The sequence below is a fragment of the Achromobacter sp. UBA2119 genome (assembly GCF_002331005.1).
Classification (GTDB): Bacteria; Pseudomonadota; Gammaproteobacteria; order Burkholderiales; family Burkholderiaceae_B; genus Achromobacter; species Achromobacter animicus.
On record NZ_DCYD01000015.1, the window covers coordinates 661,939 to 678,907 of the forward strand.

Annotated in this window: 16 protein-coding genes; 5 read left to right on the plus strand and 11 right to left on the minus strand. The window is 65.1% G+C overall.

Annotation, left to right across the window (positions count from 1 at the left end; genetic code table 11):
• Window positions 1–19 precede the first annotated feature (19 nt).
• The 8 genes from B3098_RS17525 to B3098_RS17560 all read right to left on the minus strand — a co-directional run bounded on the left by B3098_RS17525 (window position 20) and on the right by B3098_RS17560 (window position 7,709).
• Window positions 20–730: an ABC transporter ATP-binding protein gene (locus B3098_RS17525; RefSeq protein WP_175125886.1), complete on the minus strand. Its 711-nt coding sequence runs from the start codon at window positions 728–730 to the stop codon at window positions 20–22.
• Window positions 730–1,491 carry an ABC transporter ATP-binding protein gene (locus tag B3098_RS17530; protein WP_286898037.1) on the minus strand — a complete coding sequence of 254 codons (762 nt, stop codon included), beginning with the start codon at window positions 1,489–1,491 and terminating at the stop codon, window positions 730–732. The genes B3098_RS17525 and B3098_RS17530 overlap by 1 nt, the downstream gene beginning before the upstream one ends.
• The gene (locus B3098_RS17535) at window positions 1,484–2,614 is read right to left on the minus strand and encodes a branched-chain amino acid ABC transporter permease (RefSeq protein ID WP_286898039.1); all 1,131 of its coding nucleotides are present in this window, start codon (window positions 2,612–2,614) and stop codon (window positions 1,484–1,486) included. The genes B3098_RS17530 and B3098_RS17535 overlap by 8 nt, the downstream gene beginning before the upstream one ends.
• A gap of 30 nt (window positions 2,615–2,644) precedes the next feature.
• Entirely contained in the window at window positions 2,645–3,526 is an 882-nt protein-coding gene (locus B3098_RS17540; RefSeq protein ID WP_175138223.1) for a branched-chain amino acid ABC transporter permease, read from the minus strand.
• Window positions 3,527–3,559: 33 nt separating this feature from the next.
• Window positions 3,560–4,720, minus strand: coding sequence for an ABC transporter substrate-binding protein (locus tag B3098_RS17545; RefSeq protein WP_286898042.1), 1,161 nt, complete (start codon window positions 4,718–4,720; stop codon window positions 3,560–3,562).
• A 54-nt stretch (window positions 4,721–4,774) separates the two neighbouring features.
• Window positions 4,775–5,599, minus strand: coding sequence for an alpha/beta fold hydrolase (locus B3098_RS17550; protein ID WP_286898044.1), 825 nt, complete (start codon window positions 5,597–5,599; stop codon window positions 4,775–4,777).
• A complete protein-coding gene (locus B3098_RS17555; RefSeq protein ID WP_286898045.1) occupies window positions 5,596–7,155 on the minus strand; it encodes a benzoate-CoA ligase family protein in 1,560 nt (519 codons plus the stop codon). Before B3098_RS17555 ends, B3098_RS17550 begins: the two co-directional genes overlap by 4 nt.
• Window positions 7,156–7,235: 80 nt before the next feature.
• Entirely contained in the window at window positions 7,236–7,709 is a 474-nt protein-coding gene (locus B3098_RS17560; RefSeq protein WP_286898047.1) for a DUF4863 family protein, read from the minus strand.
• Between the two features lie 173 nt (window positions 7,710–7,882).
• Here B3098_RS17560 and B3098_RS17565 point away from each other — a divergent pair, with 173 nt between their 5' ends.
• The 5 genes from B3098_RS17565 (at window position 7,883) to B3098_RS17585 (ending at window position 14,013) form a co-directional block, all read left to right on the plus strand.
• Window positions 7,883–8,791: a helix-turn-helix transcriptional regulator gene (locus tag B3098_RS17565; RefSeq protein ID WP_286898048.1), complete on the plus strand. Its 909-nt coding sequence runs from the start codon at window positions 7,883–7,885 to the stop codon at window positions 8,789–8,791.
• Window positions 8,792–8,997: 206 nt separating this feature from the next.
• The gene (boxC, locus tag B3098_RS17570) at window positions 8,998–10,668 is read left to right on the plus strand and encodes a 2,3-epoxybenzoyl-CoA dihydrolase (protein ID WP_286898050.1); all 1,671 of its coding nucleotides are present in this window, start codon (window positions 8,998–9,000) and stop codon (window positions 10,666–10,668) included.
• 111 nt (window positions 10,669–10,779) lie between these two features.
• On the plus strand, window positions 10,780–12,207 hold the full coding sequence (boxB, locus tag B3098_RS17575) for a benzoyl-CoA 2,3-epoxidase subunit BoxB (RefSeq protein WP_279972364.1): 1,428 nt from the start codon (window positions 10,780–10,782) through the stop codon (window positions 12,205–12,207).
• Window positions 12,208–12,249: 42 nt separating this feature from the next.
• The gene (boxA, locus tag B3098_RS17580) at window positions 12,250–13,500 is read left to right on the plus strand and encodes a benzoyl-CoA 2,3-epoxidase subunit BoxA (protein WP_279972366.1); all 1,251 of its coding nucleotides are present in this window, start codon (window positions 12,250–12,252) and stop codon (window positions 13,498–13,500) included.
• Between the two features lie 69 nt (window positions 13,501–13,569).
• Entirely contained in the window at window positions 13,570–14,013 is a 444-nt protein-coding gene (locus B3098_RS17585; protein ID WP_175125896.1) for a MaoC family dehydratase, read from the plus strand.
• Between the two features lie 13 nt (window positions 14,014–14,026).
• Here the strand turns inward: B3098_RS17585 and B3098_RS17590 are convergent, their stop codons facing one another.
• The 3 genes from B3098_RS17590 to B3098_RS17600 form a co-directional block, all read right to left on the minus strand.
• Window positions 14,027–15,013 (minus strand): TRAP transporter substrate-binding protein, encoded by a 987-nt coding sequence (locus tag B3098_RS17590; RefSeq protein ID WP_286898054.1) that lies wholly within the window; start codon window positions 15,011–15,013, stop codon window positions 14,027–14,029.
• Window positions 15,014–15,222: 209 nt separating this feature from the next.
• Window positions 15,223–15,633 (minus strand): hypothetical protein, encoded by a 411-nt coding sequence (locus B3098_RS17595; RefSeq protein WP_286898055.1) that lies wholly within the window; start codon window positions 15,631–15,633, stop codon window positions 15,223–15,225.
• Window positions 15,633–16,709 carry a PAAR domain-containing protein gene (locus tag B3098_RS17600; RefSeq protein WP_286898057.1) on the minus strand — a complete coding sequence of 359 codons (1,077 nt, stop codon included), beginning with the start codon at window positions 16,707–16,709 and terminating at the stop codon, window positions 15,633–15,635. Before B3098_RS17600 ends, B3098_RS17595 begins: the two co-directional genes overlap by 1 nt.
• Window positions 16,710–16,969 lie beyond the last annotated feature (260 nt).

Genomic DNA, 16,969 nt, shown 5'->3' on the forward strand with positions numbered 1-16,969 from the left:
CTTCGCACGCGCTCCGCTGCTACACCCCCAGATAGCGCGTCAACTGCTCCGGCTGCCTGGCCAGCGACGCGCTATCGCCATCCTGCACGATCAATCCCTTCTCCATGACCAGACACCGATCGGTGTGTTCCAGCACCGCGCGGTAGTTGCGGTCCACGATCAGCGTGGACATGCCGGTCGCGCGGATGTCGCGGATGATGCGCCAGATCTCTGCCACGATCAGCGGCGCAAGGCCTTCGGTGGCCTCGTCCAGGATCAAGAGGTCGGGATTGGTCATCAACGCCCGGCCGATGGCCAGCATCTGCTGCTCGCCGCCCGACAACTGCTGGCCGCCGTGACCCAGGCGCTCTCGTAGGCGCGGAAACGTATCCAGCACGCGCGCATACGTCCAGTCCTGGCCGGCGCGCTTGCCCGGCCTTGCGGCGACCTGCAGGTTCTCGCGCACGTTCAGGTTGGGAAAGATGCCGCGCCCCTCGGGCACGTAGGCCACACCCATGCGCGCAATCGCGTGCGGCTGCGCATGCGTGCAATCGCTGCCCCGCACCCGCACGTTGCCTTGCGCGCTCTTTACGTGGCCCATCAGGCTGCGGATGAGCGTGGTCTTGCCCATGCCGTTGCGGCCCACCAGACCCACGGATTCGCCCGGTGCGATGTGCATGTCCACGCCCCGCAGCACATGGCTGGCGCCGTAGTAGACGTGCAGGCCGCCGGCTTCGATCAGCGTGTGCATCAATGCGCTCCTTGTCGGTCTTCGCCCAGGTAGGCGGTGCGCACCTCGGGATTGGCGCGGATCTGCGCGGGCGCGCCGCTGGCGATCGCGCTGCCGTTGACCATCACGGTGATGGTTTCGGCGATGCGGAATACCGCGTCCATGTCGTGTTCGACCAGCAGGATCGCGTGGCCGGCCTTCAGCGTTTGCAGCAGGTCGAGAATGCGGTCGGTTTCTTCGGGGCCCATGCCCGCCAGCGGTTCGTCCAGCAGCAGCACCTGCGGTTCGCCCGCCAGGCACATCGCGATCTCCAGCTGGCGTTTGCGGCCGTGGGCCAGCAGACCGGCGGGTTGCATCGCGTCGCCCGTCAGGCCCGTGCGGTCCAGCGCCTCGCCGGCCAGGCCGGCGCTGCGGCGGCAGCTCGCGGCGTCGCGCCACCAGTGCCAGAACCGCTGCCGGCTGGCCTGCGCCGCAAGCCGGCAGTTCTCGAACACGCTCAGTTCCGGAAAGATCGTAGATCGCTGGTAGCTGCGGCCCAGCCCGGCGCGTGCGCGTTCGGGCTGCGGCCACGCGGTGATGTCGCGGCCCGCCAGCGTGACCTGCCCGCTGCTGGCCGCCAGTTCGCCCGACAGAATGTTGATGAGCGTGGACTTGCCCGCGCCATTGGTGCCGATGACGGCGTGCACCTGGCCGCGCTGCAATTGCAGCGACACGCCGTTGACCGCCGTGAGACCACCGAAGCGGCGCGTGACCGCGGTGGCGGCGAGCAGGACATCAGACATGGCGTTCTCCCTGAATCGGCAGGCGGGGTGCGGGCGTTTTGGAGGGCGCGCGTGACGGCGTGATGGCGTCTCGGCTGGGGGCGCTTCGGATGTCGCTTCGGTTGTCGATTCGGGTGTCCTTGCCTGCGCCCTTTCCAGCATCCGCCAAGCGCGCCTGCCGGCGCTCGCGCCATTGCGCCGGCAATCCTGCCAGCCCGTTCGGCAGCAACGCCACCAGCGCAATGATCGCGATGCCCAGCGGCAGATGCCAGTGGCGCGCGTAGTCGCCAAACAACTCCTGCGACTGGAACAGCTCCTGCAGCAGCACCATCGTCACCGTGCCCAGCACCGCGCCGCCCAGACTGCCCATGCCGCCCAGGATGACCATCAGCAGCACCAAGCCGGACTGTTCCCACGCCAGCAGTTCGGGCGTGACGAAGCCGTCCTTCAACGCGAACAGAAAGCCCGCCAGCGCCGCCAACGTGGCGCCGATGACGTACGCGGCCAGCTTGTACGGATAGGTCGAATAGCCCGCCGCGCGCATGCGCTGTTCGTTGATGCGAATGCCGGCCAGCGCCGCGCCGAAGGGCGAGCGCCGCAGCAGCGCCAGAAACCCCCACGCCAGCGCCAGGCACGCCAGGACGAAGAAGTAGAACGTGCTGCCATTGCTTAAATCGAACGGCATCCAGCCGCCCAGCGAGAGTTCGGGCCGGAAGTACAGATAGATGCCGTCGCTGCCGCCGCCGATCTTGGTGTCGTGGAAGACGTAGTAGGCCATCTGCGAGAAGGCCAGCGTGACCATGATGAAGTACACGCCGCGCGTGCGCAGCGCGAGCGCGCCGGTGACCAGCGCATAGGCGGCGGCTGCGAGCAGGGCGGCTGGCAGCAGCCACCACAGCCCGGCCGCTTCCGACTCTGGCGACAGCAGCGCCGCCACGTACGCGCCGATGCCGAAGAACGCGGCGTGTCCCAGGCTGACCAGCCCGGCGCCGCCGACCAGCAGTTGCAGGCTCAGCGCGAAGATCGCGTAGATCATGATCTTCACCGCAAGGCCGGTGTAGTAATCACTGCCGCTGAACGAAAAGGCGGCCAGCGCCAGCAGCGCGGCGAAGGGTAGAAGTCGGTTGAGCAGAGGCGTGCGCATGCGAGAGGGTCCTTTTGATGTCGACAGGACCTAGCCCTGTTTGAACAGCCCTTCGGGCTTGCATAGCAGGATGAAGGCCATCAGCAGATAGACCAGCACGCCCGCCGCGGAAGGGAACAGCACCTGGCCGAAGGTCTCGGCAAAGCCCACCAACATCGCGGCCAGGAAGGCGCCGCGGATCGACCCGATGCCGCCGATCACCACCACCACGAAGCAGATGATGAGCACCCCGTTGCCCATGCCGGGATAGACCGACGACACGGGCGCGGCAATGCTGCCGGCCAGCGCCGCCAGCGCCACGCCGGCCGCGAACACCACGCGGTACAGCTTGTTGATGTCGATGCCCAGCGAGCTGATCATCTCGCGGTTGCTGGCCCCGGCACGCAGCATCATGCCCAGCCGGGTGCGCGAGATGACCCAGTACAGCAGCAGCGCCACCGCAATGCCCACAGCCGAGATGAAGAGCCGGTAGACGGGATATGTCATCACGTCGCCCAGCGCAATGCTGCCCTGCAGCCACGATGGCAGCGGCACCCCGTGCACGTCGTTGCCGACAAGAATGCTGCGCAGCTCCTCGAACACCAGGATCAGGCCGTAGGTCATCAGCACCTGCTGCAAGTGGTTGCGCTTGTACAGGTAGCTGAAGAACGCGGCTTCCAGCAGGTAGCCCAGTACGGCGGCGGCCAGCACGCAGACCGCCAGCGTCGTGAGAAAGCCGCCGCCCAGCCAGCGGTCCACCACCGGACCCAGCGCAAACGCCATGTACGCGCCGATCATGTAGAAACTGCCGTGGGCCAGATTGATGATGCCCATGATCCCGAAGATCAGCGTGAGTCCGCTGGCCACCAGGAACAGCAGCAAGCCGTACTGGAATGCGTTCAGGCTCTGAATGAGCAGGATGCTGATGTCCATGGGGCCTCCCTGTGGCGGACGCGGTGCGTGGCGTTACAGCTTGCAGCCCCGCGCGGGGTCGGCCAGCTTCTGAACCGCGACTTCGACGACCTTGTTCTCCAGGCCATCGACGCGGCGCAGGTAGATGTCCTGCACCGGGTTGCCCGCCTTGGACAGCGTGAACGAGCCGCGCGGGCTGTCCACGGTTGCCGTGCGCATGGCGCTGCGGAAGGCTTCCTTCTTCGAGAAATCGCCCTTCACGGCCGCGAGGCCCGACTGCATAAGCTGCGCGGCGTCATAGCCTTGCACCGCATAGACGTCCGGCTGCATCTTGTACGCCTTGGAATAGTCGGCGCGGAACGCGTTGTCGCGCGGCGTGTTCAGCCCGTCGGCGTAGTGCAGGGTGGTCAGCAGCCCCTGCGCGGACGCGCCCTGCGCCTGCAGCGTGCCGTCCGTCAGGAAGCCCGAGCCGTACAGCGGAATCGTCTTGTCCAGGCCGGCGGCGTGATAGTCCTGCACGAACTTCACCGCGCCGCCGCCCGCAAAGAAGGTGAAGACCATGTCCGGCTTGAGCGCGGCAATCTCCGTCAACAGGGATTGGAATTCCACGTTGGGAAACGGCAGGCTCAGTTCGCGCACGACCTTGCCGCCGGCCTTCTCGAAGCCTTCCTTGAAGCCGCCGATGGCCTCGTCGCCCGCCGCGTATTTCCACGTGATGGTCACGGCGGTCTTGTGGCCCTTGGCATAGGCCACCGGTCCCATCGCATAGGCCGGTTGCCAGTTGGTGAACGAGGTGCGGAAGATGCCGGGGCCGCACAGCGGGCCGGTGATCGCATTTGCCCCGGCGTTGGTCACGATCAGCGTCGTGTCGGCGTCCTTGGCCGCCTTGGCCAGCGCCATCGCCACGCCCGAATGCACCGTGCCGATCAGCACGTCCACCTGGTCGCGCTTGATGAGGCGGTTGGCGTTCTCCGCAGCCTTGGCCGGATTGGATTCGTCGTCCACCTTGAAGTATTCGATCTCGCGCCCGCCCAACTTGCCGCCTTGCTCGGCGACGTAGAGCTTGAAGCCGTTCTCGATGGCGTTGCCCAGCGCGGCGAAGGTGCCGCTGTAGGGCAGCATGAAGCCGACCTTGAGCTTATCGTCGGCATGCGCGCCGCTTGCGGCGATCGTCAGGGCGGCGGCGAGCGCAGCCCGGGTCAGGACGTGGTTCATGGTTTGTCTCCGTGCTTGTTATGGGCTAACGCCGGGCCGATCGCGCGGCCTGGGTCAACCGGGTTTCTCCAGCGCGCCCACAAAGCGTGCGACGGCCTGGACAACGGTCGCGGGTTGATCCCGGTGCGGCGAATGCCCGCACGCCGGTATCTCCAGCAATTCGGTCTGCGGCGCGCGCCGGCGGATGCCGCGCACCTGCTCCAGCGTGCCGTATTCGTCGTCCATGCCCTGAATGGCCAGCACGGGACAGGTGATACGGTTCAAGTCGTCTTCGATGTTCCATGCACGGAATTCGGGCTTCAGCCAGATGTCGTTCCAGCCCCAGAATGCCGAGTCCACGTCCTGGTGATGACGCCCCAGCCGCGCACGCAGGTCCGATTCCAGATAGGCCTGCCGCGCCTGCGCGATGCTGGCCACCGAGATGTCCTCGACAAAGATGTGGGGCGCGGCCGCGACCACGCCGGCGACCTTATCCGGATACCGCGCGGCGTACAGCAATGCGATCGAGCCGCCGTCGCTATGGCCGAACAACACGGGCTTGTCGTGGTGCGCGTTCACGCCAAAAACTTCAAGCAGGGCGGGCAGCACCTCGTGCGCCTCGCGATGCATGAAGTCTACGGGCCAGGCTTCGCGCAGCGGGCGCGCGGTGGACTGGCCATAGCCGTAGCGCGAATACACCAGGCCGCGGCAGCCGGCCGCCTCGCAGACGCGTTGCGGAAAATCCTTCCACATCGACACCGATCCCAGCCCCTCGTGCAGGAACACGATAAGCGGCGCATCGGCGCGTTCCGGCGCGATCCACGCGCATTCCAGCCGCATGTCGCGGCCGCGCGCGTGGAGGGTGGCAAAGACCGGGGCAGCCCCGGTGGCGGTGGTCATAGCGCGGCCTCTTCCAGCGCGCGCAAGCGGAACCGCTGGATCTTGCCGGTGGCGGTCTTGGGCAGTTCTTCCAGGAAATCGATCTGGCGCGGGTACTTGAACGGCGCCAGATGTTGCTTCACATAGTGCTGCAAGGCGGCGCCCGTCTGCGCGTCAGGTTCGAAGCCGGCGCGCAGCACCACGTAGGCCTTCGTCTTGACCAGGCCGTCGTGATCCGGCACGCCGATCACTGCGGCTTCCAGCACCGCCTCGTGCTGGATCAGGATGTTCTCGACCTCCACCGGCGACACGTACTGGCCGCTGACCTTGATCATGTCGTCGCTGCGGCCGGCATAGGTGTAGTAGCCGTCTGGATCGCACACGTACTTGTCGCCGCTTTTCAGCCAGTCGCCCAGAAAGCACTGGCGCGTCTTGTCGCGGTTGTTCCAGTACATCAGCGCGGCGCTCGGGCCCTTGATGTAGAGATCGCCGATGGCGCCCGGCGCGACCGGCGCGCCATTGTCGTCGCGCAATTGCACCTCGTAGCCGGGCACGGGCTTGCCCGTGGTGCCGTAGCGCAACTGGCCCGCGCGGTTCGAAATGAAGATGTGCAGCATCTCGGTCGAGCCGATGCCGTCCAGGATTTCACAACCGAAATGGCGCGTGAAGCGCTCGCCGATGTCGCGCGGCAGGGCTTCGCCCGCGGATGTGCAGACGCGCATGGCCACCTGCTCGCGGGCGGGCAGGTCTGGCGAGGCCAGCATGCTGGCGTACAGCGTCGGCACGCCATAGAACACCGTGGGGCGGTGCCGGACCAGACGCTGGAACACGGCCTGCGGCGTGGGGCGCTCGGCCATCAGCACGACGGTGGCGCCCACCGACAGCGGAAACGTCAGGCCATTGCCCAGGCCGTACGCGAAGAACAGCTTCGCAGCCGAGAACACCACGTCGTCTTCGCGGATGCCGAGCACGGGCTTGGCATAGAGTTCGGCCGTGTGCCAGAGATTGCCGTGCGTGTGCACCACGCCCTTGGGCTTGCCCGTGGACCCGGACGAGTACAGCCAGAACGCAATCTCGTCGGACAGCGTCCGCGCGGCGGGCGCGAGCGGGGCGGCCGCCAGCAGGGATTCGAATTCGTGGGCGCCGTCCGGCAGGTTTGCGCCCGGCTGCGAAACGACCAGGTGTTCGATATCCGCCGGGGCCTGGGCCAGCGCCGATTGCAGCACCGGCAGCAATGCGCCCGACACGAACACGGCCCGAACGCGGCTGTGCGCAATGATGTAGGCGTAGTCGTCGGCGGTGAGCAGCGTGTTCACGGCCACCGGCACCACGCCGGCGTGCAGCGCGCCCAGAAACACCACCGGCCAGTCGGCCGTGTCCTGCATCAGCAACAGGATGCGTTCCTCGCGGCGCAGGCCCAGATTGCGCAGTGCACCGGCCATGCGGGCCACGCGCTCGGCCAGATCTCCGTACGTGAGCTGGCGGGTGTCGTCGATGTAGGCCAGCTTGGCGGCGCGCGGCGCGTTCAGCGCGGCAAGGTGACTGGCAAAATTCAGTTCGGCGGGGCAGGTGTTCACGGTTGTCTCCTGATGTCCTGGTGGGCGGACGCCGTGCCTGTGGTTGTTGTTGGCGGCAGGGCGGGTGTCCGGACCGGCTGTCAGCCGGGGCGCGTGAATTCGATGGCCCCGCCGGGCAGCAGATACAGCACCAGGGCGCGGCCCTGCGTCACGGTGGGGCGGTGCGCTGACCCCGGGCCATAGACCAGCCAGCCGGCCCCGTGGCCATCAAAGCGGGCGTCTTCGGTCAGCGGCATGATCATGTCGATCTCGCCATTGGGATGCGCGTGGTGCGGGCCGGCAAGATCGTTCATGTCGACGACGTCCACCGAGCAGCCGCCCAGGTCATCGGCGGGCTTGATGACCCGGCCGTACTTGATGCCGCCGCCTTCGCGGTTGCACATCCAGCCGTCGGCCACGCCCTGCGTACAGGTGGCAAAGATGTCCTGGAACAGCGCGCTGTCCGGACCGGCCGCGTCATTGAGCCGGGCCTGCAGCGCTGCATCCAGCGGCTGGCCGGCCGTCAGACGCGTCACGTCGCGCATCAGGGCATGGAATTGGTCAGGCGTACTCACCAGGCGGCTCCTTTACACTGTCGGCGCTCGGCAGTCCTGTTGGACTGCTGTTTTTTTGCACCGGATCGGCTGTGGACTCGTTGGATGGAAAAATAGTGCTTCCGTTGATGTGGGTCAAGCACTATAGTGCATAAAAGAGCGGTAATCAGGGTTTTTGCGGAGTCAGTCGAACCATGAATCAAGCGCTAGACACGGCGCCCATCGAACCCCGGCGCGAGCCCTTTCTGATCGCCCTGGGCGAGCGCGTGCGCCGCCTGCGCGCCATCCGCGGCATGACGCGCAAGGGGCTGTCCCAGGCGACCGGCGTGTCCGAACGCCACCTGGCCAATCTGGAGCACGGCGTCGGCAATGCGTCGATCCTGGTGCTGCTGCAGATTGCGCGCGCCTTCAATTGCGCGCTGGCCGAACTGGTCGGCGACGTGACCACGGAATCGCCCGATTGGCTGCTGATCCGGGAGTTGCTCAGCGGGCGCACCGAATCCGATCTGCAGCGTGCGCGCGAGGCGCTGACGCAATTGTTTGGCGTGGGCGCCGGAGCCCAGCGCCCAAACCGTACGCAGCGCGTGGCGCTCATCGGCCTGCGCGGTGCCGGCAAGTCGACGCTGGGCCAGATGCTGGCCGACGATCTTGGCTACCCCTTCGTGGAACTGAACCGCGAGATCGAGCGGGTGGCCGGTTGCGGCATCCTGGAGATCCACAACCTCTACGGTCCCAACGCCTATCGCCGCTACGAACGGCGCGCGCTGGAAGAGGCCGTGCAGATCTACCCGGAAATGGTGCTGGCGACGCCTGGCGGTCTGGTGTCCGAACCTGCAACCTTGAACCTGCTGCTGACGCATTGCTATACGGTCTGGCTGCGCGCCACGCCCGAAGAGCACATGAGCCGCGTCATGGCGCAGGGCGACTTCCGCCCGATGTCGGGCAACATCGAAGCGATGGCTGACTTGAAGCGCATCCTGGCCGGACGCGAAGCGTTCTATGCCAAGGCCGATCTGACCTGGGTGACCAGCAATCTGGAAGTGCCCGAAAGCTTTGCCGGTCTGCGTACGCAGGTGCGCAAGGCTTGCGGGCTGCCGCTATAGCGCTGCACCGCCCGCTCGCCCGGTTGATGTGCGATAAGGCCGCCCCTTCGAGGGCGGCTTTTTGCTTTCCGCCTCCAGTCCTTCGGGACCTGCACTTTTCTGCATATTCCGCTTGACGCTCCAAAACGCCTGCACTAATCTGCATAATAATTCATGTGGTGCAGTATTTTTCCTGTCCGAGCACAGGGCGTATGAGGAGACACACTATGAGCAGCCCCATCAGCCGGGTCGACTTTCGAACCGATCCCGCCCAGTACCGGCATTGGCGCCTGGCCTTCGACGGTGCGGTCGCGACACTGGCCATGGATGTCGCCGAAGACGGCGGCCTGCGCCCCGGCTACAAGCTCAAGCTCAATTCGTACGACCTGGGCGTCGACATCGAACTGCATGACGCCCTGCAGCGCATTCGTTTCGAACACCCCGAAGTGCGCAGCGTGGTCGTCACCAGCATGAAGGACCGGATCTTCTGTTCCGGCGCCAACATCTTCATGTTGGGCTTGTCCACCCACGCCTGGAAGGTGAACTTCTGCAAGTTCACCAACGAAACCCGTAACGGCATTGAAGACTCCAGCCGCCACGGCGGCTTGAAGTTCATTGCCGCGCTGAACGGCGCGTGCGCGGGCGGCGGGTACGAACTGGCGCTGGCCTGCGACGAAATCCTGCTGATCGACGACCGTTCGTCGTCCGTGGCCCTGCCCGAAGTGCCGCTGCTGGGCGTGCTGCCCGGCACGGGCGGCCTGACCCGCGTCACGGACAAGCGCCGCGTGCGGCACGATCATGCCGACATCTTCTGCACGCTGGTCGAGGGCGTGCGCGGGCAACGCGCCAAAGACTGGCGGCTGGTGGACGACGTGGTCAAGCCAGCCCGCTTCGAGGAAGAAGTCCGCGCCCGCGCCCTGGCGCTGGCGCAAGACAGCCACCGCCCGGCCGGCGAGCAGGGCGTGTCGCTGACGCCGCTGCAACGCACCGAGACCGAGACCAGCCTGTCCTATCGCTACGTCGACGTGCAACTTGACCGCGAAAAGCGTCAGGCGACGTGGACGGTTCGCGCGCCGCAAGGCCGCGTCGAAACGGAATTGCAGGACATCGTTGCCGCGGGCGCCGCCTGGTGGCCGCTGCAGATGGCGCGCGAACTGGATGACGCCATCCTGTCGATGCGCACCAACGAGCTGGACATCGGCACCTGGATCCTGAAGACCGAGGGCGACGCCGAGGCGGTGCTTGCGGCCGACGCGGCGCTGGAACGGCACGCCGACCACTGGTTCGTGCGCGAGACTGCCGGCATGCTGCGCCGCACGCTGGCGCGGCTGGACGTGACGTCGCGCAGCCTGTTCGCGCTGATCGAACCGGGTTCCTGCTTTGCGGGCACGCTGCTGGAACTGGTGTTGGCCGCGGACCGCAGCTACATGCTGGACGTTGAGGACGACGAAGCCATCGACGCCCCGCCGCCGCAGATCGTGGTGGGTGAGCGCAATTTTGGCGCGTACCCCATGGTTAACGGCCAGAGCCGCTTGCAACGGCGCTTTTACGGCGAGACGCAGCCGCTGGAAGCGGTGCGCGCGCAGGCCGGCCGCAGCCTGCCGGCATCCGCCGCGCTGGAGCTGGGCCTCATCACCTACGCGCCCGACAGCATCGACTGGGACGACGAAGTGCGGCTGGCGCTGGAAGAGCGCCGCGCGCTGTCGCCCGATGCGTTGACCGGCCTGGAAGCCAACTTGCGTTTCGGCGGGCAGGAAACCATGGAAACCCGCATCTTCGGCCGGTTGACCGCCTGGCAGAACTGGATCTTCAACCGCCCCAACGCGGCGGGCGACAAGGGTGCGCTCAAGCTGTACGGCAAGGGCGAGCAGGCGGCATTCGACTGGAACCGCGTCTAGGCGGCAAGCGTTCGGCCAACTGCCGGCCAGGCGTCATGCGCGCCGGCCCGTTGGTCCCGAGACCCAAGCGCCGCGCGGCTGGCGCCCCATTCCAAGAATCAGGAGAGAGACATGTCCGGCATCAACTACACCGACAAGATTCCCAACAACGTCAACCTGTCCGGCGACCGTGCGTTGCAGCGTGCGCTGGAGCACTGGCAGCCCAATTACCTGCAATGGTGGCAGGACATGGGGCCTGATGGCTCGCATGGTTTCGACGTCTATCTGCGCACGGCGGTCAGCGTCGAGCCCGACGGCTGGGCGCACTTCAACCATGTGCGCATGCCGGATTATCGCTGGGGCATCTTCCTGGCGCCGCAGGACGGCCAGCGCAAGATCCATTTCGGCGAGAACATCGGCCGCGACGTGTGGCAGGACGTGCCGGGCGAACACCGCGCCAACCTGCGCCGCATCATCGTCACGCAGGGCGACACGGAACCGGCGTCGATCGAGCAGCAGCGCCATCTGGGCCTGACCGCGCCGTCGCAGTACGACCTGCGCAACCTGTTCCAGATCAACGTCGAAGAAGGGCGGCATCTGTGGGCGATGGTGTACCTGCTGCACCGTTACTTTGGACGCGACGGACGCGAGGAAGCCGATGCGCTGCTGCAGCGCAGCTCGGGCGATTCCGACAACCCGCGCATCCTGGGCGCCTTCAACGAGAAGACGCCCGACTGGCTGGCGTTCTACATGTTCACGTACTTCACCGACCGCGACGGCAAGTTCCAGTTGTGCGCGCTGGCCGAATCCAGCTTCGATCCGCTGGCCCGCACGACCAAGTTCATGCTGACCGAGGAAGCGCACCACATGTTCGTCGGCGAGTCCGGCATCTCGCGCGTCATCCAGCGCACCTGCGAAGTGATGAAGGAACTGAAGACCGACGATCCGCAAGCCGTGCGCGCGGCCGGCGTGATCGACCTGCCCACCATCCAGCGCTACCTGAACTTCCACTACAGCGTCACCATTGACCTCTTCGGTGCGGACCAGTCGTCCAACGCCGCCATCTTCTACGGATCGGGCCTGAAGGGCCGCTACGAAGAGACCAAGCGCAACGACGACCATCAGCTCAAGAACGACACGTACCGCGTGCTGAACGTCAGCAACGGCAAGCTGACGGAGATCGAGGTGCCGATGCTGAACGCGCTGAACGAAGTGCTGCGCGATGACTTCATCCGCGACTCGGTCGCCGGCATTGGCCGCTGGAACAAGGTCATCGAAAAGAGCGGCCTGGCCTTTCGCCTGCAGGTGCCGCACAAGGCGTTCAACCGCCAGATCGGCACGCTGGCCGGCATCCGCATGTCGCCCGAAGGCGAGATCGTGTCCGAATCGCAATGGCAGGCCAACCAGCACAAGTGGCTGCCCACACCGGAAGATCGCGCGTTCGTTGCGTCGCTGATGGGCCGGGTCACGGAACCGGGCAAATTCGCCAACTGGATCGCGCCGCCCGTCATGGGCGTCAACCGCCAGCCGGTGAATTTCGAGTACGTGCGTTTCAACTGATGGCCGCGCGGGCCCCGTGCCCGCGCGTTTGGGAGGACGGCGATGAACGCCCCATTACCGGTGGAAGTCCTGAAGCAGCATCTGATCGATCCCGAGATCTGCATCCGCTGCAATACCTGCGAAGAGACCTGTCCGGTCGATGCGATCACGCACGATTCGAACAACTACGTGGTGGATCCGGAGATCTGCAACGGCTGCATGGCCTGCGTGCCGCCGTGCCCGACGGGTTCGATCGACAACTGGCGGCTGGTGGTGCGCGCCGAAGCTTATTCCGTGCAGGACCAGTTTGGCTGGGAAGAGCTGCCGCAGGAAAAGTCCTTGCCGCTGGATGCTGCCGGTGCGGACGATGCCGCGCAGCAGGCCGCCGCGGACCCGCAGGCCGAACCGGCAGCGCCGCCCGCGATGCTTGTGACGCCCGGCGCGGCCGTCCCCCCGTGGTCCGCCGCGCACCCCTATGTGAATCTCTACACGCACAAGACGCCGATTACCGCGACGGTGGTGGGCAACTACCGCGTCACCGGCGCCGACACGGAAAGCGACATCCACCACATCGTGCTGGACTTCGGCGAGCAGCCGTTTCCGGTGCTGGAAGGGCAGTCGATCGGCATCCTGCCGCCGGGCGTGGACGCGATGGGCCGGCCGCATCACGCGCGCCAGTATTCGCTGGCCAGCCCGCGCGATGGCGAACGCGCGGGCTACAACAACCTGTCGCTGACGGTAAAGCGCGTCACGCAGGATCACGGCGGAGAGGCCGCGCACGGCGTTTGCTCAAACTACCTGTGCGACCTGGCGAAAAACGACACGGTGCAGGTGATTGGCCCGTTCGGCCACACCTTCCTGATGCCGAATCATCCGAAGGCCAACCTCATCATGATCTGCACGGGCACGGGTTCTGCGCCGATGCGCGCCATGACGGAGCGCAGCCGCCGCCTGATCGGCACGGCGGACATCGGCAAGCTCATGCTTTTCTTCGGCGCGCGCACCGAACGCGAGCTGCCGTACTTCGGGCCGTTGATGAAGCTGCCGCGTGATTTCATCGACATCAACCTGGCGCTCTCGCGCGAACCCGGCCAGCCCAAGCGCTACGTGCAGGATCTGATCCGCGAGCGCGCCGCGCAGGTCCGTGGTTTGCTGGCGGACCGCAACACCTGCATCTACGTCTGCGGCCTGAAGGGCATGGAGGTCGGCGTGCTGGACGCGTTGCGCGAAGTGGTGGTGCAGTCGGGCGAGGATTGGTCTATCCTGCATGAAGCGCTGCGCCGTGAAGGCCGGCTGCACTTCGAGACTTACTGACCACAACAACAGTTGCGTGACGAACGGCGCGCCTGGGCGCGCCGTTTCGTTTGCACGGGGAAAAACAACATGAAGTTCGCGGAATTCAAGGACGGCATGGTGATCAAAGGCGGGCCGGTCACCGTGACGGAAGCGGAGATCCTGGCGTTTGCCCGCCAATTCGATCCCCAGTGGTTTCACACTGATCCGCAGCGCGCCGCGGAAGGCCGGTGGGGCGGCCTCATTGCCAGCGGCTGGCACACCTGCGCGCTGGCCATGCGCATGGCGGTCGACGCCGCCCTGCATGATTCCGAATCATTCGGTTCGCCCGGCCTGGGCGAAGTCCGCTGGCGCACGCCGGTCCGCCCTGGCGACACCCTGCACCTGCACGCGCGCGTGCAAGGCGCGCGCCACTCGTCCTCGCGCCCGGACCTGGGCATCATCAACTGGGCGTGGACGGTCGTGAACCAGCACGACGAAAGCGTGCTGGAAATGGACGCGACCAGCCTGTTCGACCTGTCCGGCAACAACTAGGCGCGGCTTTCGTCTACCGTTTGCTCGCCTGCTTGAGAATGGCGGCCCCTTCCGGGCCGGCCGCCGCTTTCCAGGCGTTGATCGATTCCTTGGATGCGTCCTGCAACGCCTTGCGCACCGCGGGCGGCACAGCGGTGTTGATGGCCACGCCGTTCTTGCGCATGTTCGCGTAGTTCTGCTGCAGGCGGCCTTCGATGCGTTTCCACTGCTCGGTCTCGGTCTGCGCGGCCGCCTGGTCAATCGCCTTGCGCGACCGCGCATCCAGCGCCTCGTACGCCTTCAGATTCATCGTCGCCACCGAGATCGGCATGGCGTAGTTGATTTCGGCGAAGTGGGGCAAATACTCCCACAACTTGCGGCCCGCGCCACCGTCGCCGGAGGACAGCACCGCATTGACCTCCCCCGACGCGATGCGCGGCATGGCGTCCGCAAACGAGATGTTCTCCGCGCGCGCGCCGGCGCGCTGCATGACGTCCTGCGACGTGGCGTCATAGGTGCGGATGGTCAGGCGCTTCAGCGCCGCCACGCTGTCCACCTTCTGCTTGGACCAGATGCCCGACGCCGGCCACGGCGTGGTGTAGAGCAGCTTCTGGCCATGCGCAGCCAGCAGCTTCTCGTACGCCGGACGGGCGGCCTTGTTGAGGTTGCGCGCCTTGGACAGCGAGTCCGCCAGGAAGGGCAGGGACGACACGCCGAACAGCGGATACTTCGTGGCCAGCGCGCCGGCGAAGGCGTCGCCCGCATCCACCTTGCGCGTTTGAACCGCGTCAATCATGTCGCCGGACTTGATGCCCTTGGCCGCGTCGAAACTCGTGTCGATGATGACGTTGCCCGCCGACTTGGCGCGCACCAGCTCGGCAAACGTGGACACGCCTTGACCCGGCATGGAGGTGGCCGGGTACTCGGTGGTCATGGTGAGCGTCGTGGCGGCCTGAGCGCCGTGGGCAACGAAAGCCATGGCGATGACTGCCGCCAGGCGCAGGGAGGTGATGCCTTGCATGCGCGACTCCTCGGAAAGGGACCCGTGAAGCGTAAGAGGTATACAGGCGTACGCCTAGTCGGGCTTACGGCAATGCGCAGGCGAGGCGGGATCGGGCGTATGGCTTATTGCATTCGGACAAAGCGGGTTGTCAGAACCTGTGAGTGTGCTGGATCTGGCTTCGGCGTAGTCAAGGGGCGGCGCTGACCTCATGGAATGCAATGCGCGACTCAGCGCTTGTCCGCCTGCTCGCAAGGGGGGCTCGGCTCGGTAAAGCGATCAAGAAAACCATGGCGAATCACTGTTCGCTCGATTCTTGCGCCCGGCCCGATGCAGACGTCGATTCGCTTGAACGGCTTGGTGATTTCCAGCGAGTCAGTGCTCTGGCTGGGAAATGTCAGCAGCAGCCACATATCGGGCTTCGGGAACATTGCGGTGTGGTGGACTGACGTCTCGCCCGGGCTCATACCGAATTTCGCGGTGTTGTCGTTGTCGTTGAAAAAAACGCCGATCCGGTCTGTCGCCCGCTCGGAATAATGCAACAGCACGATCGGCGAGAACGTGCCCCACAACGCTATGCAACTCCAAAGCACAGCCAGAAATCCGACGATGCTTCCGAAGAATCTGAGTAAACAACGCATTACGTTCCTTTGCGATCGCAGTTGTGGATTTCTTTGGCGTGATGCTCATCATTTCCCCAAGGTAACGGCACCGCCTCAACGACTTGCAGGAGAGTCGCAGTCGTTAGCTCGTGGGGTTTGGTCTGGCCATAAAGATTGCAGCCCAGCTTGATCGAAATATGATCTGGAACATCGTCGGCACTGGCAGGCCAGGGTCCGTTTTCAGGATGGTTTTGCATGGTCGGCCATCGCGACTCCATCAAGGCTGTATAGGTATCCAAAAGCGCCTGCGCGATGCCCGCCGAATTGATGAGTTCGGCAGTATTAAAACCGAGTGCAACGCCCACATATCCATAATGGATGTTGGACCAGAAGTCGTAGTAGTAATCAAAATTGCCGTACCTCTGCCAACCTTTATTGAGGCGGGGTCCCAGCATGCGCCGCAAAGTAGACTTGTGGTCCCAGGGGCGACTCGGGCCGATGATGTCAGCAAACAGCATGTACGCGGAAAGCTGCTGTTCGGCTTTCCTCTCTATGTAGGTTTTCCGCGCTGACAGCCTCAGATACCACGGTGCGCTTTCCAGTTCTTGGTAGTACGCCCTGATGTCGTAATGGTTGGCGTCATGGATTTGCCGGCCACGAATGGAAAATGGATTGGTCTTCATCTCGCGGACGATGTACTCGGCCAGCGCAATTGCCGTGTCTGGGTGATCACAGTCGGCACGTTTGCCTTCTTTGGAAAGTCTCTGTTCAGGCAAAGCCTGATCTGTCAGCGAGCTTTTCGTAAATGCACGGCCGTCGATCGATGCTCTGGCAATGCCACCCGGACCGACGCTCACAACCGCAGAAGTTTGACTCGCGATCAGCGCAGCGCCGCAGGCCGTTTTCATGCCGTCGACTGCGACAAAGCTATCGGCGATGGCGAAAGTAGTTACACCCTCGGCAATGGGAAAGACGCCCGCGCAGCGCGGGCAGGACACCATATGCCCCATTCCAGCAGCGGCACGACCGAGGACGTTGTAGAAAGAGAATCCCTCCAGCACGGTGCCCCCATGCGTGGTCGTGTCGCCTACGCGAACAATCGGGCGGCCTGGCATATTTCATCCTTGCAGATTGGCGGTGCTCGTAGAACAACACTTCGTCTAGCGGCCGAAAATCAGAAGAATTTGGAAAGTGCGCGAAGCGCGTGAGGTCGGCCTCCTATCGGACCGACGCGCTTCGAGTTCCTGCAACTCAGTGAGCTAGCTGCGCTCGGCTTGAAGCGCTGGCCGTACTTCGATATGAAAAAACCCCCGGAAGCTGGATTTCGTCCAACTTTCGGGGGTCAGCCCGCCCAGCAGGCGGCTTTGTTCTCTAC